This is a genomic window from cf. Phormidesmis sp. LEGE 11477, assembly GCF_015207105.1.
Taxonomy (GTDB): Bacteria; Cyanobacteriota; Cyanobacteriia; order Phormidesmidales; family Phormidesmidaceae; genus Phormidesmis.
The window spans coordinates 1-24708 of record NZ_JADEXO010000074.1; the positions used below are offsets into that span (position 1 = coordinate 1).

A 24708-nucleotide genomic window follows, 5' to 3' on the forward strand; every position below is an offset into this window, starting at 1 on the left:
ATGTTAGATATCCTTCAGCGCAATAATTCAAAGCCTACAATAAGTATCAGAAAAGATATTACTAAACTGTCACCTGAAATCGTAGACACTCAAAGATTACTTGATGGTGCTATTTTAGCAGCCTGGGAAGATGCTATTTGCACAAAGCAATATGCGTTACCTAAGCTGACAGCTACACGCTGGGTCTGGAGACTCGCTGGCAGTTACCACACGACTCACAGCACGCCAGCACTTTTAAGGCGCGCTGCCGAACGATTTGTATCGATAGGACAGTGGGATTTAGCTCGATGGGCATCTGAGAAAGCGGTAGAAGAACAGAACCACGACCAGTTAGCTCTGCTAGATATCGAAGCTATGGGACATGATCCGATAACAGTCGTCGAAAATCTAGTGCCACCTGCGGCAAGAGAACTCGTCGACTATTTTTCTATACAGGTTGAAGCGGCTAATCCGCTGGGAGTGCTCGGCTACTCATACACGCTTGAAAGGTTAGCAATGAGAGTGACTGACTCAACCGTTGAAAATGTTGAGAGTATCTTACCAAAGACAGTTAATGCGACAAGATGCTTACGAACCCATAGCAGTATTGGAGCCGACGCTGACCACATAAAAGAGAATCTTGAAGTCATTGCCAGACTTTCGTTGTCTGAGCAATATAGTATTGCTATCTCCTGCTATGAAACTGCCAAAATGTGTTTTACTCCACCAGAAGAAGGCCATATTTCTGAATTTGAATTGCAATATCGCCTACAGTCCAAATGCCAAATCATCGACACTTTTCAAAGCTTCTCTTCGTCTACAAAAGCTTTGTTTAAGAAGCTATCCACTATACAGCAGCCTATCTTTGATCGTAAGCCCTATCCAAAAAATGTAACCGAACAGCTAGATTATTTGTTCTACGTCCAGTTGCAAGACGGATTACCTAACGGGATAGATGAAGCCTGGTAGCGTATGGCTAAAACCACGTTATACATTTGGCGACTGCTGGCCCTTTGCTCTGTATGCACTAGAGATCTCATAGATTGAAAATGTACAGAGCTAAGTGGCAGCATTTATAGCATAAAAGCTGTTCAGACCGACTGAAAGGCGTAAACACATCATGCTCTTTTCAATCCAGAGTTGGAGCTGAAAATTTAGCAAGCACCCAACATTCTTACATTTGCCATCGTAGAATCCGATAGACCTGTAACGTTCTGGATATTCGTATTTTCATAAGGCTTCGGAACGCTCAAAATTCTTATGCATTCCCCAGTCTTCACATTCCAAAGTCTAACCGTTTCATCTTCACTGCCAGTCGCCAATAGTTTTCCATCTGGACTAAAAGCGAGCGACCACGTTAAGCCCGTATGCCCCTTTAGTACAGATGAACACTCTAAAGACTGAGCCTTTAAGAGCTTAATCGTAAAATCTTGATGGCTACTAGCAATCAGTTGAGCATTTGGACTAAAAGAGACCGCATGCAGCCAGCCATTAGCTTCTTCCAACATGGCTGAGCATTCATAGCCATCGGTTTTCCATAGTCTGAGCGTTCTATCTGGACTAACACTAGCAATTAGCTGGCCATCAGAGCTCCAGTCAACTGACCAAACCCAGAGCTTGTGTCCTTCTAGTCTGCGAATCTCTTTGCCTGTGTCAACATCCCATAATATTGCAGATTCTTCAAAAGCACCACTGATCAATTGAGTACCGCAAGGACTAAACGCAAGCGAAAAAATCGCGGCTTTATGCTTATTTAGAACATGTATGGTTTTCCCTGTTTTGACATTCCACAATCGGATAGAAGCATCATCACTGCCACTTGCTAAAATTTGTCCATTAGGACTAAAGGTGACTGATTGAATTGAACCTTTGTGACCTTGCAATGTCCTTACAGGAAAAGCTGTTTCTGTATTCCACAGTTTGATCAGCTTATCAGTGCTACCAGTTGCTATGGTCTGGCCATCAGAGCTAAAAGAAATTGTTCGAATAGCCCCTTTATTACCATCAAAAACTTTAACCTGATTCCCCGTCTCGACAGACCAAAGCCTCAGCTTTCGATCCTGGCCACCGGTCGCCACTGTCTGGCCATCTGCGCTAAAGGCCACTGCGTTAAATTGATTAGAGTTTCCTTGAAGCAGCTCGACACATTCATCTTCTTCGACGCACCACGTTCTGACAGACTGGTCACGGCTACCGCTGACGATCAGGCGATCGCACGCACTAAAAGCAACCGATACAACAACATCTGTATGTCCACTAAAAGTTCTTAGACACTTACCAGAAACAACATCCCATAGCTTTACCGTCTGATCAGAGCTACCGCTCACTAGCCGACGCCCAGTTGAGTCAAAACATACCGAAAATGTGTGATGTGAGTGTCCACAAAAAGTTGATAGACACTTATTCGTTTTGAGATCCCAGAGCTTGATGCAACTGTCTTCGCTGCTACTCACCAACTTAGTTCCATCAGGGCTATAAGCAACAGATCTCACTTGACCTTTATGTCCATCCAAAATATCAAAACACTGGTTCGATTTCACACTAAAAAGCCTTATCTTATGATCGCTACCACCTGTTGCTAGTACTTTCCCGTCAGGGCTGAAGGCTACAGCAACCGCGTGGCTTAGAGGCTGCACCAAAGTATTTATACAAGTCCCTGAACAAACCTCCCAAAGCTTAACGCTGTAGTCGTCGCTGCCACTAGCAACCATTTTTCCATCAGGACTAAAGGCGATGGCCCAAACCTCGTTTTGATGACCGTCGAAGGTGCTGAGACATTCTCCTGTCTCAACATCCCAGAGTTTGACCTTATGATCCGTGCTACCACTGGCTACTAGCCTGCCGCTGGGGCTAAACTTAATCGACGGAATCCAGCCAGAATGTTCTTGAGACAGCCAAAGATGTCCTTCACCTGAACATAATTTGCGTAGGCAAACATTGCCATCCATATCGCCAGTTACTAAGAGCCGCCCGTCAGGACTCAAGGCTACTGAAAAGATACCGCTGAACGTCTCAGCAAAAAGACTTTTTTCAAAATGAGTATTCTGAAAATTTACATCCCTCAAACGAGTCGAGCGGAAGTCTGCTTGCAAGATAGCTAAGTCTGAAAAGTCACAGCCTGAAAAATCCTTGCCCAGAAAAGCTAGAAAATTAATGATGTTTCCAGCTGCATGTTGCCTTTTTTTGGAAGATGTTCTTTGGAGTGAATCTAAGATATCAAAAAGGTGATTTTCAATATCCGCTTTTCCACCTAGAACCTCACACAATCGATCGTACAAGGGTTCTAAGGTCATACGTTTTTGAATATTTTGAATATAGTGCTTGGCAGTTGCCTTGTATAAAGCATGAGAGCACAGCAAATTAGGTTTCTGAGTCGCTATTTCCTGGCAAACTTTTATTACTAAACAAGTAGTCACATATTCTATAATTACAGGCTGAAGCATAAATAATTTAGCTTCTTTTTCAATCAAAGAGCGCCTGGTCAAAGATTCTAAAGACTCTATCAAATCTTGGATAGGCGTTTTGATGACCATATCCTCTCGCAAATCTGAGAGTGATACCGGTTCTCGATTAATAGCCAGCCAGTACATCAAGCTTTTTTCTAAGTCCGTCAGTCGGTCAAACTGACGATCGAGTAGATCACGAATATCACCAAAGATTACCGTTTCTTGTTGAAGAAAGTGATCGATATCGCCGTCAAACAAGTCTTGAATAGTCGTTGAAACAACTTTTAGAGCCAACGGATTCCCTGCATACAAATCGATAAGTGCCTGACAGGTTTGAGCTGAGCCAGAAAGCTGCTTTAAAGCTAGCAGCTCTTGTCCGGGTGAAGTTTTTAGTCCCTTGAGAAAGAAGGAACGAACGGGAAGTTGCTCACCTTCTAGCGAGGCGACTTCTCTAGGTTTTTCACGCGAGGTGATCATTAAACAGCTAGTATGTTCAGTCTCTCCGACGAGGCGCAAAAGGTGGCCATATTGCTCACAGCCCTCAGAATAAAGGCCCACTCGCCTTCTCCCATGCAGAACTGTTTCAAAGTTGTCTAGAACTAGCAGGCAACGGTTGTTTTTGATAGCTAGATTGAAGGCTTGTAACAGATGAGCAAGTGGCTTGCTTGCCAAGTCAGTTTTTATACTCTGATCATCTGATATAAGCTGAATAACATCAGCTAAGAACATTTCGACTGGCATTGCATCTCTGAGTGAACGCCAGATGACATATTCAAATCCATTGCCAACCTGTTCTACAAGCTTAGCTGTAAGAGAAGTTTTACCAATGCCACCCATGCCCAGCAGCGCAATTAATCGGCATCTATCTTGTAAAACAGACTGGCGTAAGCAGGCGAGTTCTTCAGTTCGGCCATAAACAGTGGAGACATCGACTTTTCCCTGAAAGTCTTTACGCCGGCAGATCCCGCTAGAAGCGGCGGCTGCCGCAGGCTTGATATAATCTTGATTGTCCAAAAGAAGATGAAATCCCTTGAAGAAGCGAGTAATAGAGCGCTTATCTACGCCTTCTCTGCGTCCTAGTATTCGACGGATTGTCCCATTGTCTAGTCCGGTTTTTTCGCTGATTTGCTCTAGTGTGTAGCTTTTGCCCTCGTTGCTTTCAATTTCATGATCAAGCTGTGCTTGCCAAAGCTTTTGGTAGCCTAGCTTCGTTAAAATGACACCGCGATTGCGCTTTGGTTTAGATGATCCCATGACGAACCTACCGAGAAAAGACGGTCGATACCTCCCGAACAGAGCGATTTTCTCTGCCCTCCGTATTAATCCTGAGATAATGCTTTTACAAGATGGCACACAGTTCGTATATCTGGCTAGATCGGTCTGATACTTTTTGACCTTTTTTTGGGTTTTTCTATTAAAGGCTCTCCCATTACCTGAGGTTTCTCAGTCGGTTTCTCGCTGATGCTTACACAAGGAAATCCCCACATAAAATCTGTTCTGAGGTTTACAGATGTCTGCTTTAACGCCTTGTTATTTCCTCGAGGAAAAGCTACAGCAAAGCGCGGATGCATACTCTTCGAGAAGGCACTAGCGAAGCCATGCCGAAGGCTATAGCCTACGCACTTTGTCTTGGTAGGCGTTCCCTGTCTTGGTGAGCATTCCCTAGCGCCGTGCGACGACGCGATCTTCCTACCGCTGCTATGGCACTTTGCGTTGTATGACAAGGGGTGTAGCCTTTCGTGGTGTAGTAAGCAAAGTGCGGAAAGCTATATGTAGCGATCGCTACTTTACTCTGCACATCTATCAACAGCGAAATCCTGACCACAAAAGAGTAGAGTGGTCAGCTAGCATACGAATATAGCCGCCGCTAGCTATACATTGGGTTCAATCTTGTTGTTTGCCTCTATGAGATTATCCGCCAATTTGTGACATCGTTCGGCTGTACAGGGCGGTTGAGGCAGCAGTTGTGCCAGAATCACGCGCCTTGAAGTGGATGGTGTCTTTTGCGACTAAAAGTGCTGCCACCTGGTCGCGGATGTCCTGGACGGATTGTTTTTGCCTGAGTGCCTGTCGAAGATTTATCTGGCCAGTTTCATTGAGTAGGCAAGGTCGCAGCCAGCCATCAGCAGACAATCTCATCCGATTACAGCGATCGCAAAAACAGTCAGACATTTGACTAATAAAGCCAATGGTTCCCTTCGCCTCTGGAATCTTGAAGACATCAGCAGGTCCGTACCCTTGTATGCTAGCAGTGATTAATCCCCACCGAGATCGAATCTGCTGCTGCAAACAGGCTGAGTCTATCCATCCTTTTGATTGAAACAAATCCTGATTACCGATGGGCATAAACTCGATAAAACGTACGTGCCATGCCTGATTCAAGGTCAGCGCCGCTAGCTCTAAAATCTCGCTGTCGTTCACACCAGAGATGACTACTACATTTAGCTTCAGCGGCGAAAAGCCAACTCGATGAGCTGCCTGAATTCCAGTCCATACCTTTTGCCAGCGAGTTCGCCCTTGGCCGCCTGTAATCCGTTCAAATGTCTCAGGCTGGAGCGAATCTAAACTGATATTGATACGGCGTAAGCCCGCTTGATACAAGCTATCGGCCATATCGGCTAGGCGATAGGCATTGGTTGTCAAAGAGAGATCCTCTGTGCCTGATAGTGCTGCGATCGCTCTAATCAGTGTTATGACATCTGGTCGTAGCAGCGGTTCTCCACCGGTCAGCCGAAACTTCCGAAAACCCAGCGGTATAAAGACAGATTCAACCAGATTAATGAGCTCATCGACGCTCAGCCAGTTTTCTTGCAGAGCGTAGCTTATGGTTTTTCCCTCTGGCATGCAATAGACACACTTAAAATTGCAGCGGTCAATGAGGCTGATGCGAAGATAATCAATACGATTTTTGGACATTGCTCTCGATCTCAGCTATTAACTATTGCCTTTAAAGTATTGTCGCGAAAGGGCTATGGACATATTTTTATTGAACAGAATCCTTTCTTCGATTACGAACACCTGCTGCGCCTAGTTTATTGTAGCTTTGAACAATTTCGCGCGCGTAGTGATAGTTCAACGCGACAATACCAGCAGCGTCAGTCAGGGTCCATCCCTCAGCTACAAGCCACAGCAAATGCCAGCGGCGCAGCTCGACGATATCTTTACTCGACTGATAGCGAGATTTTAGTTCATAGGTTGTCAAATGATCAGCTAAGAAGATTCTTTTAGGCATGCTCGTGAAGGTATATTTCTATCGGGCAGCGATCAGATTTACTGCAGTATTTGAGCTGCATTGTCTGAGATAGACCGGCTATGCCAAAGCTGTTGTCAGAGCACGAACTACCGCAACGCCAGATAGATAGGCAACATAGTCAGCAGAAACGCCCTCACAGACGATCGCGCCCTTGCTGGCAAACGCTGCCAAAACCAAATCGTTGACCTGTGCTTCCACTGTTGATAAGACTGCCGCCATTGGTAGATTGCCCGTCAATAAGACTTCTATGGCTGATAACCGCATTGGGCTAAAAGCACTGCCTGCAAGCGCAATTCGACACTGTTCAACAGTTCCACTGCTATTGGTTTGTGCAGCTACCGCAGCACCACAGAGCGTATGGCCGCTAGCTGCGTGCTTGAAAAAGGTGTAGGCGCTAGTTGATGGCTGTGCAGACGGAAATTCTAGCCTTGTTACCAGATATCGACTGTTTGAATCGGCTGCATCCGCCGCGTATAGGTCGGATATAAACGCCATAGCTGAGTGCCGCTGGCTACCCGCAGCCGTCTCTGTCACAAAGACAGCCTCTAGCGTCAGCGCGGCAGCCAACAGATCGCAAGCCAGCTGACGATAGGCAAACACATCGCCTAGACGTCCCCAGTTACGAATTTGCACATCCCCAATCGCCGCAGCGGCGGTGGCAAGGACAGGATAGGCCAGCTGAATTCTGCTATCTTCAGCAATTTGACGATAGCTAGCCATCGCGCCAACTTTGAGGGCGATCGCATCAGCTGGCGTCCAATCAACTGTCTCTAGCCCTGAGATACGAGAAAGATCGATCAGCACAGAAGGCCGTATTTTGTCCAGCTTAATTGCTGCCAGCAGACTGTGACCGCCCGCTAGAATCTGCGCTAGCGGGTCATGAGCAATCAAAGCAACAGCCTCTGCCAAAGACTCTGGAGCGACATAGCCAACTTGTTGATTAATAGAAAGAGAGGCCATCACAAAAACAATCCTTTACTAACTGACTGCGACTCGGCCCTTTGCCTAGCCCGCCAAATTTTTTCATTAGTCACTGGCATATCCAAATGTGTGATGCCCAGATCTTTGAGTGCATCACAAATGGCATTAACCACAGCTGGCGCGGCAGCCGGATTGCTGACATCACCAGCCCCCTTCGCGCCTAGCGGGTTGTGTGGCGTGGGTGTCACCGTCCGCGCCAGCTCGAACATAGGCAGATGCGACGCTTTAGCAATAGCATAGTTAGAGAATTCATCACTCACTAACCGCCCGTTCTGACGATAGACCGTCTCTTCAACCAGAGCCTGGCTAATCCCTAGGTGGATATTGCCATGAGTTTGGCCATCGACAATCATCGGATTGCCTACATGACCAAAATCATCAACAGCTACATAGCGAACCAAATCGACTTCGCTGGTTACCTGGTCAATCTCTACTAGCGCAATATGCGTGCCAAATGGATAGTTAAAATCGGGCGGATCGAAAAAGGTAATTACCTCTAGTCCAGGTTCCATCCCTTCGGGGAGATCCCAGGCATACCAAAGGGCCAGTGCGATATCTTTGAGGGTCTTCACCGCTTCAGGCTGGCCTTTAACAAAAAACTTACCCGGCTCTACAACAATCTCTGTTTCGGGCACTTGCAACAGATGGGCCGCCATTCGCCGGGCCTTTTTGTTGATCTTTTGCGTTGCCTGATAAATTGTGGCACCTTCTACACTGTACGTGCGCGAGCCATAGCTTCCCTGAGCATAAATGGCTCCTTTGGTATCAGAGTGCAGCACCTCTACCTGTTCTATATCTACGCCCAGATGCTCACCAACAATCTGAGAGAAAACAGTCACATGCCCCTGGCCGTGAGGCTGAGAACCGGTAATAACGCTAACCTCTCCGGTCGGATGTACCCTCAGGTGGGCACTGCCCCACGTACTGCCATTGAGCCCAATCTCTCTGGCCATGACGCCACTAGGGCCAACCCCGGCGATCGCAACATACGTTCCGAGTCCCATGCCTAATCGCTTGCCTCGGCTTTTTGCCGCTGCCTTTTGCTGTGCCATGTTGGCGTAGTCGATTTTGGCCAACGCCTGGTTCAATGCCACTTCGTAATTACCGGTATCGTAGGTCCAGCCCAGCCCGTTCGAATAGGGAAAGTCATTGGCGGGGACTAGATTTAGCCGTCGCACCTCAGCGGCATCTTTGCCGATCTTTTGGGCATATAGATCGACCATACGCTCGATTAGATAAATTGCTTCAGCTCGGCCCGCCCCCCGCATCGGTCCGGTCGGCACCAAATTAGTAAACGCGCAGTACACTTCGTAAAACGGATGGGCGATCGCATAGGCCCCAGTGATACTACAGCCAGTCAACACAGCCGGTGCCCCCGGACCGTTCGTCGCCGGATACGCCCCTAAGTTGGCATAGCAAGTACAGTGCAGGGCCGTAATTTTCCCGGCTTTTGTACCGGCAAGCGTGACGTACTGGATTTGGTCTCGCGCCTGCACGGTAGAGTGCGCTAGTCCTCGCCGGGTATCGACCCACTTCACAGGATGGCCCAGACGTTTCGCTAAAAACAATGCGATCGCCGTATCTGGATACAGATATCCCTTCGAGCCAAATGCCCCACCGATATGAGGCGCGATCACCCTCAGCTTGTTGTAGGGAATGCCCATCACTAGCTGAGAGAGTAAAAACCGATTGCCGTGAGGAATCTGTGTATTGGTCCAGAGCGTATAGTCCTGCGTTGCGGCGTTGTAATCGCCAATGGTCGCTCTCGTCTCGACGGCATTGTGCGTCACTCGCTGATTTCGCAGCCGCTGTTTTACCACCACTTCTGCTGACTCAATCGCCGCTAGCGTTGCTGCTTTACCACCGTGGCTGACATACTGATTTAGGTTGTTAGGCACCGTTTCGTGCAGCTGAACACTTTCTGGCTGTAGCGCGGCTTCAGCATCGGTCACTATAGCCAAAGGTTCATAGTCCACTCGAATCTGAGGCAGCGCCTCGTAAGCCTGCTGACGTGTTTTGGCCACGACAATCGCGACAAACTCACCAATATAGCGAACGCGATCGGTCGCCAGCACTGTCTGAGCGCCCGGTAATCCATAGGGATGGGGTGGAAAATGCGCGGCTTCGCCAGCGGGATTCATAATGCAAGGCAGCGGCATCATCTCGGCGGTATCTGCGCCGGTGATGATCTCTACCACTCCAGGCATCTGCCGAGCGGCGCTTAGATCAATGTCCTTGATTAGGGCATGGGCATAGTCGCTGTGAAGAATCGCCATGTGCAACATTCCCGGCAGCGTAATATCTGCGGTAAATTTGGCTTCTCCATTCAAAAATGCTGCATCTTCTCGACGCGCAATCGATTGACCTAAAACCTGTTGAGCCATGCTTTTTATTGCCTTTGGGCAATCCGTAAAAGACCGATAAGAGACTAAAGACGCTAAACTATCCGATTGAAAAATCTGACAAGAAGCTAGCCGAGGTAATCTCATGTGCAGATTGCCGCTTTAGCACCGCTAAGACCGTATTGTCTTCAGCTAAAGCGATCTGCACATTGCGCCGCTGACGACCGCGCCCTTGAGTTACCTTTAGCTGGTCAAACGTCAGCCCATCGAGCAGCCCAATGCGATCAAGGCCCATCTGAAAATCTGTAATCGTATCGAGCCCTGATGTTTTAGCGATCGCGAAGATATCTTGGCTAGGCCGATTAAATCTTGCATCTCCGGTCAGGCGATCATCTCCGGCTCCACCAAACAGAATATCTTCACCCTCACCACCGAGAATGCGGTCATCGCCAGCGGCACCTAAGAGCGTATCTTTCCCTGACCGACCCATAAGGAAATCGGCCCCTGCACCACCGTCTAAATAATCGTTGCCAGCGACCGATTGATAGCGGCTGTTGTAATCGCCTATCAAGATATCGCGATCGCTGCCACCAAAGAGAGAATCACTGCCTTTTCCCCCAAATAGAATATCCATGCCCTCGTTGCCAAACAGGGTGTCGTCGCCCTCTCCGGCCTTGATGCGATCGTTGCCTTCACCGCCGTAGGCTTTGTCATTGCCGGCTTTGAGTACAATGTTGTCGCTGCCGCCATAGCCATAAATTTGATCGGCAAAGGCTCCGCCGACGAGCCTTTCTTTTGACTGAGAGCCGAAGGTAAACTCGACTGTTTCACCAGGACTCAAATCGGCTTTCCAGGTACCTGAGCGCCGAGCCCCATCGCTATAGGCTCTGGCATCTTCAAAAAAGTGAATAAATTCAACTTTGTCGTTGTCGGGGTTGATCCGAATGTTGTAGGCAATTGGCGTATCGTGCAGTATGCCTGTGTTGCGATCGCGATACTCAAACCGACCGAACAACCCTACATCTGGGCCATGCACCACGACATCGTCAATATAGAACTTAGTAATCGGATCGCTTAGATCGTTCGCATCGGCCAAGCTGGCAATAAAAGCCTGCGCCCCCCCAACACCCAGCCATTCTTGAGTTGGGGGGGTAATTCCAAATCTCTCATGGGCAAACGAAACCGAATAGTCCTCAATATCTTCGTTGTAAACTTCGTAATAGCTATTTTGGCTCTCAATGATGATGTACTTTGAGGGGTCTAAGGCATCATCTTGAAAATTTTCGGCGATATATTCAAAGATAGTATCGTCAGCAAAAGCTCTAAAAAACCCAATTGCCAAATCGCGATACTTAGCTTCAGACTCTGGCGTGAAGAAAGTCTGATCGACGGCATCGTCTATGTAGCCTCTAAAGGCGGGAAATTCTTCCAAATAGGTAGAGTCTGTCTCTGGCCCAGCTTCGATAAATACGGCTTCAGTGACTTCGTTCACAGCTGTGTTTTTCACCAGCGCTAGCCGCTCACCAGAAGCCGATAAGCGAATATCAACATCATTTCCCTGCTGCGTTATCGAGAGGCGATCAAAAGTGATTTTGGTAGAGAGTTCAACAATCTCTTGGCCGTCGGTCGAGTCTAACAGCGCTGGCGCACCGACTAGCTTATCGACAGTGCTGTCAAAATCTGTAATCGTCAAAAAGCCTTCATCCTCAGCCGCTGCAATGTTTGCATCAGACGAGAGCACGAAAAAGTCTGCGCCAGCACCGCCTGTAGCCTGGTCAAAGCCAATAAAACCCCAAAGAATATCGCTGCCTGCGCCCCCTTTTAGTCGGTCATTGCCGCTACCACCGTTGAGATAGTCATCACCATCGCCGCCCCGCAGCCGATCGTCTCCCTGGTAGCCAAACAGCTGGTCTCGCATCTGTTTAGGATCGCGATCGCCGCGTAGCATTTCTCCCTGTCGCGACCCCCATTGCACGGCCACCGGATGAAGCGCAGGCAGGGCACTCTCATTATCAGCCCATAAAAAGCCATATTGACCGTTCCAAGTCCCTTCTACCCGCGAACCTGCCGCATAGGCAAAGGAATTGTCCATGTAGTGATACAGCTCAATTTTGCCAGCATCGTTCAAACGAACGTTAATTGCAAAAGGAGAGCTGACAAAGTTACCCGTTCGCGCATGGACGTAGCGAAGGTAGCCATAGACTGCAACCTGATTGCCTTGAGCAATATATTTAAGGTCGTTAAATGTGAAAAATTCACTCTGAAAATCAAAGTCTTCGTCTAGCGCTGTAATGAATGCTTTAACCCCTTCAGGCCCGATAAACTCAGTCGCCTCAGGCACCAGTTCAACCCCTTCATGCGCTACTCGCTCGCTGCTATAAGCATTGGTGTCTGCCAAAATTTCGGGCGGGGTAGGCTCTCCTGCACTCAGTCGAAACACCTCGTTGCCGTCCGCATCTAGCCCGTCGTAAATCTCTGGGCCGCCTCGACGAATAATAAACCTAGCACCGTCAGTGAAGGCGCTATCGATGTAGCGATCTAGCTGGCTGATTTGGCTAGGGTCTTCGGCAACCCGCCGAAACCCTTCAAAAAAATCTTTTAGAAGATCAACGTTTCTATTCTCTTGTGCAGTGTATACCATTTCTAAGTAAGCTCGCTATATTGCTGCCATTTAAAGAACAAGTTAGAAGAGAACAAGTCAAAAGCTTTTTCGAGCAGTTCAACCGTCAACAACAAACCGTTGACGCCGAGCCATTAAACATTTTCCACATCACCCTAGTGAACTTTAGTGAAAAAATTTTCTGCAAACAACAACTATTCTTTGTGTGTGAGTCTGATATCTTTAGATGCTCGTTAGAAAGAATCTGTTTTTAATCAGTGAAGCGCTGTAGCTGCAAAAGATCGGCTGTTGTGTCAATGTCTATCGCACTTGCAATATCCTCGCAGCTCACTTCGCACACCGAATGTTGTTGCATGATTTGTTTCATACCGCGATCGCCGCTAATTTTCTGCCCTGCTGACCATAAAGGACGGGCAACGAGAACAGGGTTTTGGCGCTGGCAGTCGTAAGTAGCTACCGCCAGCATTGCGCCCTTTCGGTAGGCGGCGGTTAATCGTTGATAGGCGATCGCACTGATTAATGGCTGATCGGCTAGGCCAATGCACACGGCATCTACTTGCAGATCAGCTGCGAATGTCGTTAGCGCACACCGCACACTAGAGGCTATCCCCGTCTGCCAACTAGGATTGAAAACAACATGAGCCCCTGTGGGTAGGCTAGCGATGACCTGGCGTGCCCGATAGCCAACGACCGTCACAACAGGGTCAAGGCCGCTCTCTTGCGCGGCTCCTAGCGCATGACTGATTAGAGGACGCCCCTTGAACAGGGTAAGCGGCTTGGGCAAGGGGCTTTGCAGGCGTGAGCCGCGACCGGCTGCCAAAATTGCGATCGCAACCTTTCCCAACATCACTCACCGCTTACCGTCAGCGTCATTTGTCGCTCAAGCAACTCAGCAATTTCTTCGTGTCTCATCATCTTAGCCATCTCTAGCGGCGTCTTACCCTCCTGCGAACGAACGCTCAAGTCAGCTCCTGCTGCAATCATCACCGCTGCCAAATCAACATGATTTTGCCAGATAGCATCATGCAGTGCGGTATAGCCGTTATAAGGGCCTTGCTGATCGAGACTGATACCGTAGGCAATCAGTTGCTTTGCGGCCTCTGTTCTCCCAGCAAAAGCAGCCGCATGTAACGCTGTTGCCTTCATGTTTGGATCGACTGCTCTCGTATCAGCACCGGCTTGTAGTAACAGGGTTACAATCTCTGTATACCCGTGATAAGCTGCCATGATTAACGGCGGGTTTTGGGCATCTAGCTGATTGACATCGGCACCTTTTTCAATCAGCTTTTGTACAGAAGCAACATTGTTGCTCATAATGGCATCCATTAGCTTTGTCATTATCTTTCCTCTATTTCAATATTTCTTTCTTGCGCTCGGACGAATGAGCCGAAACCTTTGCTGTTTCGATCTGCCAGGCTGCCGCCTGAACTGCCTTGACGATATTTTGATAGCCAGTACATCGACATAGCACGCCATCTAGCCATTGACGAATTTCGGCTTCGCTAGGGCGAGGATGGCGCTGTAGCTGATCAACCAATAGCAAAACCATCCCAGGCGTGCAAAAACCGCACTGAAGTGCGTGATTTTCCTTAAAAGCGACTTGCAAAGGATGACGCTGATCTGACGTAGAAAGCCCCTCAATCGTTGTCACGGCCTTACCATTTGCCTGCGGCGCTAATATCATACAGCTCTTGACAGATACCCCATCTAGCAGAATCGTACAGGCTCCACACTGCCCCGTATCACATCCGCTTTTTGTACCCGTCAGCCTAGCATCCTCCCTTAGAAAATCCACTAAGAGCTGCTGTTCCTTGACCTCTGATTGATAGAGCTGACCATTTACTTTGATTGAAACAAACATCGCTATTTATCCTAGAAGGAGAAGTATTGAAGCAAATTTGAAAGTAAGAAACCAATAGCGAGCAGATGTTGAGAAGAAATAGAAGCGCTCTTGAAGTTAGTATCTTCTTCTCCAACCTTTGGCTGAGGCTTTAGAAGGTGAACTGAGTCCTTAAATTAAAAACAAACAAAGAGGGGTTGTCACTGAAATTATTCGGCTCTGTCACAACGTAGATAGAGGGAAGTAGAGCAATTCTGTCAGTTACCGGATAGTAATAGGCGATTTCTGTTTCAAACTGTGTGCCCCCATTACCCGCCCCAGATGCTAGAAAAGACTGTCCGCTCAGGTAATCTTGTGGAACCAAGAAAGAAACTGTACCCATCGCTCCCCGCTTAAACAAGTGAGGAAAAGCCATACCTAGCTGGTAAGACTGAACATTAATATTGCCACCTTCTCGTCCTGACGTTAATGGAGATATCCGCATGTTGCCATAAGAATAGCGGCCAAAAACACCAAAGTCAGGCGTAATCTCCCAATCAGCTCCAATGGTAGCCACGTGAGCGGTGGCTGTATCTACTGGTCCCCCAAAACCATCGTCTACAATCCCGTACACAGGCTCTCCGACCCCACCTGGACCAATTTTCCCAAAAAGAGGTTTTAGATTTGAATAGTTGTACAGCAACCGGATACTCGCTGCTGGCGAAGGATGATAGGTCAGCTCAGCGGTTAGAGAATTTGTGCCTGCAAATAATCCGTCAGAAATAGCTGTATTAAACAAATCGCTAGGTAAGAATTCGTTGTTTTCTGCTAAGTAGGCCGCTCTTAGCTCTAGCCGATCGGTCATATTCCACAGTGCGATCGCCCCTGTTCCCCGATCAAATGCATTGAACAAGGTGCTATTAGCTGAATTGAAGCTGAGATAATTAAAAGCAGGCGGCGCATCCTCAGAGAAATAGTAAGAGAAGCGACTGTAGTCAAAATAGCGAAAAACGTTGACCCGAGGCGCTATGACCAAACGCAGATCATCGCCGGCAGGGAATTCATAAAACAGCTCTCGAACAACCAGCTCACCGGGAACCACTCCACCGGCCTGATTTGTGAAATTAGCCCCCCCTGAGTACTCTAATCCGGCAGAGACTAAGTTGTTGACGACTGGTGTGCCGGTCCCAAACGCTAGCTGTAGTAACAACAAATCGTCTTCCGCAAAAGAGGTCGAAAAGTCCAGCCAACCATAGGTACTAAAAATCGGATTGGGTTCTTCCGCATTTTCAACCACCCGCTCACGGCTACCAAGCGCTACCCGCTCACCAGTCTCTCGCCTCAAATCACCTGAAAAAGTAGCCGCATTCGCATCCATCCAGAGAATGCCATTTAGCTTAATCCGTGAGGAAGTCGACTCCAAGGCGGCGACCCCTGACTCCATCTGAGTTAATTGAGCATCCAAGCTGTCTATCTCAATGCGAAAGCTCTCTTGCAGACGCTGCATCTCAGCGAGGGTTTGATCCGAAACATTCCCCGCTAATATTTGCTCGGTAGCAGCAGATAAACAGGCATCTAGAGCAGCCGCAAACTCACTGCGAGTCAGCGCCTGATCACCTCTAAAAGTACCCTCTGGATAGCCCGAAAAACAATCATAATTCTCTGAAAGTTTCTGCAAAGCTTGAAAAGCCCAGTCGCCTGGTCTCACATCTGACAGCTCATGAACCAGAGGAAGTGTTGTTTCAGCCTGTACCATTTCTGTAGCCTCTTCTATAGGCTCTATAGAATCGGACTCTGTGAAATTAGATTCTGTGGAATCGGAGTCTGCTGGCTGCACCTCTTGTAAACTAGACTTAATTAAAAACGGCGTTTCGAGCATAGAAGCCTGAGAGACAGAAGTCCAAGAATCTGGTGAAACAAGCATGTCATCAGATCTTATATTGTCGCTGTTAAGGCCACCTTGCTTGGGCGACTTTTTTTCGGGGTGAAGAGGAAAGGAACGTATCAGTTGCGGATCAGACTGAGCCACTATCGCCGCCTGAGTGGATGAAGCAGTAAAGACACCCAATGCCAAAGCTGTAGTTAGCAACGAATTCAAACGCTGTTTGCAAAGCCCACGCTGATAGACGACAGACTGTGGCTGCAACGATGAGCTTTCCATTGTAGTCTCCCCCAAAAATCGCTAGCAACATGTAGCGCTGTTACTTTAGAAACTATTGAAGAAATACGAGCATCACAACGGCCTTTTTTTCGCCATGAGTTCTTGTTGTTTAGAAAAAAGCGAATAACCCGAAAACAGATATCGCTCCTCGCTCTACATCCGATCCAAAAAATACTCCCTTCAATCTAAAAATAAGGTTTGCATTTTCAACAGATGACGCAGTAAGTTGTGCATATTGAGCAAGAGCTATGAAAGAAATTCACGATATCATTAATGCCTATCAGTCGATAGCACTCACGCGGCGACCAGTAGCGCTAGCAACACTGGTCAAGGTTGAAGGCTCTGCCTATCGTCGACCGGGTGCTCGGATGCTGATTACCGACCAAGAGAGCTGGGTAGGTGCCTTGAGCGGTGGATGTTTAGAGGCAGATATTTGCGATCGCGCTCAACAAGTCATTCAAACCAACAAACCTGCCTTAGCGATCTACGACACTACTCACGAAGATGATATCGTTTGGGGATTAGGTCTTGGCTGCCAGGGCATCGCCTACGTATTGATCGAACCGATATCTCAGGCCACCCACTGCAATCCGATATCGCTACTAGCAAGCTGCGTAAAGCAGCGGAAGGCAGGTGGTATAGCTATTCTCTTTAGATCGCACAAGTCACCGTCTGCGAAGGCGCTAGCGAGGGAGTCGCTGGGCTCTTTGCTGTTGCACTATCCAGACAAAGCACTTTGTTATAGTGAAAGCTGGCCTCAGCTCGAAACCGAAACGATCAGAGGCGAAATACTCAGCGATCTGCAGGCAGCCCTTCTAAATAACCAGTCAGCCCACAAGACCTACGCCACTCAAAAAGGTGAAATTGAAGTACTGCTACAGGTTGTTCGACCCGCCATATCCCTGAGCATCTTTGGTGCCGGTCATGACGCAGTTCCCCTGGCTGTGATCGCCAAGCAGCTTGGGTGGTCTGTTACTGTCATCGACACCCAGGCAAGACCATCTAGCAGAAAACGCTTTGCTATTGCCGATGAAGTTTGTCTAGCAACAGCCGCCACCCTGCCACCTAGCAGCCATGCCATAGATAGCCGCAGCGCTGCTGTTATCATGACTCACAATTATCACGCCGATCTTGCTCTATTGAAATCTCAGCTGTTCGAACCCTGGTCTTATCTTGGGCTGCTAGGACCCAAGTCACGTAGAAATCGACTAATCATAGAACTACAAAGTCAAGGATTAGCCATCAAACCTGATCAGATAGAAAAATTGAACAGTCCTGTGGGGCTTGATATTGGAGCCGAGACACCAGAAGAGATCGCGCTTTCTATTCTTTCTGAAATTCAGGCTGTACTAACCAACAAACCAGGGCGTAGTCTAAAACACAAAATCACTGCAATTCATACACCTAGCACCCCTGTATCAGGTTATACCTTAGCTACGTAACCTGTCTATATCGCTTAAATAGATCATCTTATCTTTCGTTGGATAGTCTCATGCTAGTAGACAGCGTCCGTCAAAAAAGGCAATATCGTTCTCTGTTAGAAGACCGCATTCACAAGCCCCGATACCAGGGTGGTATTTCCTCACCAGACTATACTATGCGGTGTCGAAACCCTTTTTGTGGCGACTGTATCACAACAACTATAAAACTCTCCAAACAAGCCGATAGAATTGAACTTATTGGATATGAGGCAACGGGCTGTGGCATCTCTACAGCATCTGCAGATTTGATGGCAGAGGCTCTTTTAGGATGCTCTATTGCCGAAGTCGCCGAGCTTTCTAAACGCTTCTCTGAAATGCTTTTTAATAAAAAAGAAATGCCAAAAGCATTTAAAGAGCTAAACGCACTCTCTGGAGTCGCTCAATATCCTATTAAGATAAAATGTGCTTTGCTCTGTTGGCAAACACTAGACCATTTAATCAGTGGAGAAGCTAGCCTAAACAGAGAAAGTTAGTCAAATATAAAAGTCTTGTTCCATATTTACAAGTCCTGCCTATAATGTGTGAAGCCAATATCAAGTTACTTGCATACTCGTCTGACGCAGCCCATAGTTTGGGATGTAATCATTTGTGTGCAATCACCTGATAAAGGGCAACGTTCATAAAAGTCAGAGAATAAAGTCAAAAAGTCATTCAAGGAGAAATCTCGTGGAAATCAATAATGCGATCGCGCTAGTTACCGGTGCAAGCGGTGGAATTGGATCTCACTTTGTTGAACAACTTTTGCACTCAGGTGCGGCTAAAGTCTATGTCTGCGCTCGTAGTCTCAACCGTTTGGATGAGCTAGTCGACCTCAATCCAGACCGGGTTATTCCTGTTGAGCTAGACGTGACTGACCCGGATTCTGTTATTGCCGCTGCTAATCAGTGCAGTGATGTTAATCTCCTCATTAACAATGCTGGCATCGCTCTCAATCAGGGTGTGATTGCCGCAGATGATCTTAAAAGCGCTCGGGCTGAAATCGAAGTCAACTATTTTGGCATGATGTCTATGTGCCGAGCATTTGCCCCCATTCTCAAACAGCAAGGCGGTGGCACTATTGCCAACCTCGTCTCTTTGGTCGGAAAAGTGAACCTTCCTTTTAGCGGTTCTTATAGTGCGTCTAAGGCAGCCGCTCTATCGATGACACAGTGCGTGCGCGCCGAGTTGGCAAGTCAAGGAACGCTTGTTGTTGCAGTGATGCCTGGTACTGTAGACACATCCATGGCCAGTGAATGGCCTGAGCCAAAGGTCGCCCCCGCCGAGGTCGCCAAAGCAACACTTCAAGGCATTATCGACGGCCAAGAAGACGTTTATCCAGGTGAGCAGGCTGCTCAGGTATCAGAGCAGCTATTGAGCAATCCTAAAGGCGTAGAGAAATATATGGCAGGATTCTTGCCTGGTATGGCGCTAGCGGGTGCAACAGCATAGCTTCACTAAGGGCTTCGGCCAATCCCAGCATGTATCAGGTTGATCATGACAGCGGTTAGCTTGCGTGTGGCATCATCGTCAATAGTGATGGTGCTTGCGGTCGGGATGGCCGTGAGTATCAAAGCGGGTGAGTTGGGTTTCGGCTAGTTGTCCAGCAGGAAGATCTGAAACCTTTATGCTGAGAGATAAGTTGGCCAGAGATTCTAATACTGAAGAATACCTAACATCGCAGAGAATACCATCATGACTGCCGAAGAGCTTCTGAAACGTTATTCTGCTGGAGAGAGATACTTTTCCGGCGTTGACCTTAGCGAGGCTCAACTGAACCATGCCATGCTGGAAGGGGTTAATCTGAGCAAGGCCAATCTAACTAACGCTGCGCTATTTATGACTAACCTGAGTAGTGCCGACCTGAGCGGTGCTAGGCTTGACGGTGTGCATGCCAACGGAGTCATTTTGCGAAACGTTAATTTGAGAGGAGCTACTGCCACTAGCGAGTATGCCTCTTTCCTGGGAGCCGACTTCACGGGTGCCGATCTAACTGGAGCGGATCTGAGCAAGTCCGATGCTCATGGTGCCAACTTCACCAGTGCTATCCTGAGATGGAATCGTGGTCCCGTTACAGAGAATACTTTCTATCGGAATACCATCATGCCCGATGGCAGCTTCGAAGAAGGCCCCCTGACGATTGATTGACTGCGCTTCTGCTTCCGCAAGCAAAAATGAGAATGCTGTCGGCGAGGAAAGGCGTGGGAGAAGATTAAGCTCAGTGAGTTTATCAATGTAAGAAGTATCAACTTGCTAAGTTCGCCAATCATTCTAATCTTGCTTACTATTCACCATCATTCGCTTATCAGGGAGAAACTGACCACTAATAGGAAAATTCGGCTTTTCATTAGGCGTCGCAATAGCGGTGATGGCTGTTTCAAGATTGATATCCTTGAGTTGTTGAATAGGTGCCGCAGCAGCATGCTTGATTTGATAGACGCTGCATGTTGACCTTAGAGCAGCAAGCCCTTGATGAGTCATTTTGCGACCAAGCGGGCCGACTGCAAAAGACTGTTTTGTATTCGGTGCAAACGAAAACTCTCTGTCAGGCCCTGGCTGCGAATACAGCACAACATCATTATCCTATAAAGACACCCTATAAAGATACCGTCACCTCTCCTTTTACTTGTAGTGTACTATTGTCCTTCGTTTGATTAAAAGCAAGATCGATCTGTTTCAAAGCGAGATTCTTGCTTTTGTCAAATTCTTCAGCATAGATAGCTGCCGACGCAACATGCTCTGGCTGGCTTGCAAGATTGTTTTATGAAAAGTAGATTGAGGAGAGACAGGCAAAGAAATTAAGTTGTTTTAACTTAAGGTGTCAGTTTGTTGGAATGCCAAAGTTTTGAGGGTTTTTGGGAGATTGTTTTTCGAATTATCGACGCAGCTATCAGAATCTAGGCAGGGGGCAGATTCACTTCTCTACTGTCTAAAACTCATTTCTCTAAAGCTCATTTTTCCGCTAACAACCTTCCTCAAAACCTTTAGAATAGAACATCTTCGATAGTCAGACTGCTCTTCGAGAACAGTAAGGCTTCAGGGCTCTAGGGCTCTGCTCACTCCTCGATGCATAGACGCATAGTGTAGTCTTTAATACAAGCACCCTTTTCCTCTTCCCAATTCCCTACATGCTCCCCACCATCCAAAAGCTCGCTCGCAAACTCACGCCTCGCTTGGTCGAAATTCGCCGCCACATCCACGCTCATCCTGAACTCAGCGGCCAAGAATACAAAACTGCTGCCTACGTCTCTGGCGTGCTCTCTTCCTACGGCTACCATGTTCAAGAGATGGTTGGCAAAACAGGGGTCGTTGCTGAGCTTAAAGGTAAAAATAGCCCGGATGACAACGTTCTCGCCATCCGCGCGGATATGGACGCGCTGCCCATCCTCGAAAAAGCAGACATTCCCTTTGCTTCTAAGAGTCCTGGCATCATGCACGCCTGTGGACACGATGTGCATACCACGGTTGGTCTCGGTGCTGCGATGCTCCTTTCTGAGCTGACTGAGGCGGGCGATCGCCCCTTCCCGAGCACCACCCGCTTCCTTTTCCAACCCGCCGAAGAAACAGCGCAGGGCGCAAAGTGGATGATTGCTGATGGCGTGATGCAAGATGTCGCTGCTATTCTTGGTCTGCATACTTTTCCTAGCATCCCTGCAGGCAATATTGGCCTGCGTCAGGGGGCGCTGACCGCTGCCGCCGACGATCTCGAGATTGTGATTACTGGCGAATCTGGGCACGGTGCTCGCCCACACGAGGCGATTGATGCGATCTGGATTGCTGCTCAGGTGATCACACAGCTACAGCAGTCTATTAGCCGGACGATTAATCCGTTGCACCCGGCGGTGATTACGATTGGCCAAATCGCTGGTGGCCGCGCTCCGAATGTGATTGCTGACCAGGTTCGTTTGACTGGCACTGTGCGATCGCTTCATGCCGACACCCACGCCCTGCTACCCGACTGGATCGCTCGCATTGCCAAGGATATCTGCGCGCTTCACGGCGCTACCTGCACTGTCAACTACACCCGTGGCTGTACCTCTGTACTCAACGATATCGATCTCACCAATCTAGTTGCGACCTGTGCTACAGAAGCATTAGGGAACGATCGCATTCAGTGGATACCCGATGCCTCTATGGGCGCAGAAGATTTTGCCAACTTCACCGACATCGCCCCCGGCACCATGTTTCGCCTGGGGGTGGGTTTCCCAGAGCGGAACGTCAACCATCCGCTACATCACTCCCAGTTTGAAGTCGATGAAAGCGCTTTGACCACTGGTGTGATTACAATGGCCTACAGCGCTTGTCGGTACTGGCAAAGCAAAGAAAAAGAATAGCAAAGCAAAGAAAAAGAGCGGTATGTTTTTCTGCTATGTTTTTCTATCTAAGCGGCTGACCAAAACGACCGAACTGCGAGCGGCCACTGGGATCTTGTCGTTCTTCTTGTAGGTTTTTCTACGTTTGACGAAGCCTTCTGATTTGGTATCGATCAGCAGTTTCCACTTGCGGCTAGCCCAGTCGGCGTTCTCTGGATCGCGCAGCCTTTCTGGTAGAGAAAATTCCAGCGTCTCATAGTGAGCATTAAATAGCAGCAAAAAGCTATCGTCTATCACCTGCTCACCTCGGTGATTAGGCGTGGCAATCTCTTCACCGTTTAGAAAGACAGTGAGGGTTTTGACAAATCCGGCTGTCCATTCGTCGCTCATAGGAATGCCATCGACGTTGAACCAGCCGATGTCGTGAATGCCAGAGCCGTGAATTTGCCTACCGTAGAACCAGTCTCTACGGCGGAAAATCGGATGGTCTTTAACTAGCTTGACTAGCTTTTGGGTGTAGCGCAGCAGGTCTTTTTCTGTTTGGGCTAGCTCCCAGTTCAGCCAGGAAAGCTCGTTATCATGGCAGTAGGTGTTGTTATTGCCCTGCTGCGATCGCCCCATCTCATCACCCGCTAACAGCATTGGCACCCCTTGAGAGAGCATCAGCGTGGCCAAAAAATTCCGCTGCTGCTGTAGCCGCAAGCTTAAAATCTCAGGATCATCCGTCTGTCCTTCAGCACCACAGTTCCAGGAGCGATTATGGTCTTCGCCGTCACGGTTATCTTCGCCGTTGGCGTCGTTGTGCTTTTCGTTATAGCTGACTAGATCGCGCAGCGTAAAGCCATCGTGCGCCGTCACAAAGTTGATACTGGCATGGGGTCTACGCCCGGTGTGCTCATAGAGATCAGAGCTGCCGGTCAGTCGCGCGGCAAACTCGCCTAGAGCGCTGTCTTCACCGCGCCAAAAGTCGCGCACCGTATCGCGATACTTGCCGTTCCACTCCGACCACAGCAGCGGAAACTTGCCCACCTGATAGCCGCCATCGCCGACGTCCCAAGGCTCGGCAATCAGCTTTACTCTAGAGAGCACCGGGTCTTGATGAATAATATCAAAAAAGGTCGCTAGCGTACCGACCTCGAACAGCTCACGCGCTAAGGCAGAGGCCAGGTCAAAGCGGAAGCCATCTACGTGCATTTCCTGCACCCAATAGCGCAGACTATCCATAATCAGCTTCAAAACCTGCGGGTGGCTCATTCGCAAAGAATTACCGCAGCCCGTAAAGTCCATGTAGTAGCGCTCATTGCCTTCGACCAAACGGTAATAGGCAGCATTGTCTATCCCCCGAAAGCTCAGCGTCGGCCCCATATGGTTACCTTCGCCCGTATGGTTATAAACCACATCTAGGATCACCTCGATCCCAGCAGCATGTAGGGCCCGCACCATCGTTTTGAATTCTTTTACCTGCTCCCCGCCCATGCCAGCAGCGCTGTAATTAGAGTGGGGGGCAAAGTAGTTTAGCGAATCGTATCCCCAATAGTTGCTGAGCCCCTTACCGACAAGATAGCCAGGCGTGGCATGGAAATGATGAATCGGCATCAGTTCTACAGCAGTGATCCCAATAGATTTGAGATGCTTGATCGCCGCCGGGTGACCTAGCCCGGCATAGGTACCCCTAAGCGCTTTAGGAACTTTGGGATGCTGCTGGGTAAAGCCCTTTAGATGCGCTTCGTAGATGATGGTCTGGTTCCAAGGCGTTTTGGGATATTCGTCCCCCTGCCAGTCAAACGTGGTATCGACGACCACGCACTTTGGCACCGCCTCGGCGCTATCTTCTATATTGCAGCTTAGATCTTCTGCAATATCACCCCACTGATAGCCAAAGATCGATTGCCCCGGCGTGACGTTGCCATCGATCGCTAAGGCATAGGGATCGATCAATAGCTTATTCGGGTTAAACCGATGCCCCTGCTCTGGCTCAAAAGGGCCATGCACCCGAAAGCCATAGCGCTGTCCGGGCCTAATCCCTGGGAAGTAGCCATGCCAGACAAAGTTGTAGACCTCAGTCAGCTCGTAGCGGCTTTCCTTACCCTTCTGGTCGAAAAAGCACAGCTCTACTCTGGTAGCGTTCTCAGAGAAGAGGGCGAAATTTGTGCCGCTGCCGTCCCAGGTAGCGCCTAAGTGATTCGCCGTTCCGGGTAGCTGCAACTGTTGAATAGCCATAGACGAATAATCTGAAAAAGATACGCGATCGCCCTGCTGACAAATAAGCGCAGGTGCAGATCTTTATAGCACTGCTCCCTCAAAATTGCTATGCCGACCCTGGCATACTAGCAATAG

Annotated in this window: 19 protein-coding genes; 6 read left to right on the forward strand and 13 right to left on the reverse strand. The window is 48.5% G+C overall.

The window, feature by feature from the left end; all coding sequences use genetic code 11:
- The coding region (locus IQ256_RS29760) for an iron-containing redox enzyme family protein (protein ID WP_228025063.1) at positions 1-948 on the forward strand (948 nt) is incomplete at its 5' end.
- Positions 949-1133: 185 nt separating this feature from the next.
- Here IQ256_RS29760 and IQ256_RS18720 read toward each other — a convergent pair.
- From IQ256_RS18720 to IQ256_RS18770, 11 genes are all read right to left on the reverse strand, one after another.
- Complete coding sequence (locus IQ256_RS18720) at positions 1134-4679, reverse strand: NB-ARC domain-containing protein (protein ID WP_193857077.1); 3546 nt, start codon at positions 4677-4679, stop codon at positions 1134-1136.
- A gap of 361 nt (positions 4680-5040) precedes the next feature.
- Positions 5041-5250 (reverse strand): hypothetical protein, encoded by a 210-nt coding sequence (locus tag IQ256_RS18725; RefSeq protein WP_193857078.1) that lies wholly within the window; start codon positions 5248-5250, stop codon positions 5041-5043.
- Positions 5251-5336: 86 nt separating this feature from the next.
- Positions 5337-6341 carry a GTP 3',8-cyclase MoaA gene (gene moaA / locus IQ256_RS18730; RefSeq protein ID WP_193857079.1) on the reverse strand — a complete coding sequence of 335 codons (1005 nt, stop codon included), beginning with the start codon at positions 6339-6341 and terminating at the stop codon, positions 5337-5339.
- Positions 6342-6408: 67 nt separating this feature from the next.
- Complete coding sequence (locus IQ256_RS18735) at positions 6409-6657, reverse strand: helix-turn-helix domain-containing protein (RefSeq protein WP_193857080.1); 249 nt, start codon at positions 6655-6657, stop codon at positions 6409-6411.
- Between the two features lie 78 nt (positions 6658-6735).
- Positions 6736-7638 (reverse strand): xanthine dehydrogenase family protein subunit M, encoded by a 903-nt coding sequence (locus tag IQ256_RS18740; protein ID WP_193857081.1) that lies wholly within the window; start codon positions 7636-7638, stop codon positions 6736-6738.
- Positions 7638-10043 carry a xanthine dehydrogenase family protein molybdopterin-binding subunit gene (locus IQ256_RS18745; protein ID WP_193857082.1) on the reverse strand — a complete coding sequence of 802 codons (2406 nt, stop codon included), beginning with the start codon at positions 10041-10043 and terminating at the stop codon, positions 7638-7640. Before IQ256_RS18745 ends, IQ256_RS18740 begins: the two co-directional genes overlap by 1 nt.
- Positions 10044-10101: 58 nt before the next feature.
- Complete coding sequence (locus IQ256_RS30225) at positions 10102-12642, reverse strand: calcium-binding protein (RefSeq protein WP_193857083.1); 2541 nt, start codon at positions 12640-12642, stop codon at positions 10102-10104.
- 229 nt (positions 12643-12871) lie between these two features.
- Entirely contained in the window at positions 12872-13468 is a 597-nt protein-coding gene (locus tag IQ256_RS18755; RefSeq protein ID WP_228025064.1) for an NTP transferase domain-containing protein, read from the reverse strand.
- The gene (locus IQ256_RS18760) at positions 13468-13959 is read right to left on the reverse strand and encodes an ankyrin repeat domain-containing protein (RefSeq protein ID WP_228025065.1); all 492 of its coding nucleotides are present in this window, start codon (positions 13957-13959) and stop codon (positions 13468-13470) included. The genes IQ256_RS18755 and IQ256_RS18760 overlap by 1 nt, the downstream gene beginning before the upstream one ends.
- A 10-nt stretch (positions 13960-13969) precedes the next feature.
- Positions 13970-14482, reverse strand: coding sequence for a (2Fe-2S)-binding protein (locus IQ256_RS18765; protein ID WP_193857084.1), 513 nt, complete (start codon positions 14480-14482; stop codon positions 13970-13972).
- Between the two features lie 130 nt (positions 14483-14612).
- The gene (locus tag IQ256_RS18770) at positions 14613-16601 is read right to left on the reverse strand and encodes an iron uptake porin (protein WP_193857085.1); all 1989 of its coding nucleotides are present in this window, start codon (positions 16599-16601) and stop codon (positions 14613-14615) included.
- Between the two features lie 248 nt (positions 16602-16849).
- On the opposite strand from IQ256_RS18770, the gene IQ256_RS18775 reads away from it, so the two are divergent.
- From IQ256_RS18775 to IQ256_RS18790, 4 genes are all read left to right on the forward strand, one after another.
- On the forward strand, positions 16850-18043 hold the full coding sequence (locus IQ256_RS18775) for an XdhC family protein (protein ID WP_193857086.1): 1194 nt from the start codon (positions 16850-16852) through the stop codon (positions 18041-18043).
- Positions 18044-18093: 50 nt separating this feature from the next.
- Entirely contained in the window at positions 18094-18555 is a 462-nt protein-coding gene (gene sufU, locus IQ256_RS18780; protein WP_193857087.1) for a Fe-S cluster assembly sulfur transfer protein SufU, read from the forward strand.
- Between the two features lie 193 nt (positions 18556-18748).
- On the forward strand, positions 18749-19510 hold the full coding sequence (locus tag IQ256_RS18785) for an SDR family oxidoreductase (RefSeq protein WP_193857088.1): 762 nt from the start codon (positions 18749-18751) through the stop codon (positions 19508-19510).
- Between the two features lie 243 nt (positions 19511-19753).
- The gene (locus IQ256_RS18790; RefSeq protein ID WP_193857089.1) at positions 19754-20206 is read left to right on the forward strand and encodes a pentapeptide repeat-containing protein; all 453 of its coding nucleotides are present in this window, start codon (positions 19754-19756) and stop codon (positions 20204-20206) included.
- A gap of 123 nt (positions 20207-20329) precedes the next feature.
- Here the strand turns inward: IQ256_RS18790 and IQ256_RS18795 are convergent, their stop codons facing one another.
- Positions 20330-20539: a hypothetical protein gene (locus tag IQ256_RS18795; protein WP_193857090.1), complete on the reverse strand. Its 210-nt coding sequence runs from the start codon at positions 20537-20539 to the stop codon at positions 20330-20332.
- Between the two features lie 647 nt (positions 20540-21186).
- On the opposite strand from IQ256_RS18795, the gene IQ256_RS18800 reads away from it, so the two are divergent.
- Positions 21187-22392 carry a M20 family metallopeptidase gene (locus IQ256_RS18800; protein WP_193857091.1) on the forward strand — a complete coding sequence of 402 codons (1206 nt, stop codon included), beginning with the start codon at positions 21187-21189 and terminating at the stop codon, positions 22390-22392.
- A gap of 33 nt (positions 22393-22425) precedes the next feature.
- On the opposite strand, the gene glgX is transcribed toward IQ256_RS18800, so the two are convergent.
- A complete protein-coding gene (gene glgX / locus IQ256_RS18805) occupies positions 22426-24591 on the reverse strand; it encodes a glycogen debranching protein GlgX (protein ID WP_193857092.1) in 2166 nt (721 codons plus the stop codon).
- Positions 24592-24708: the final 117 nt, after the last annotated feature.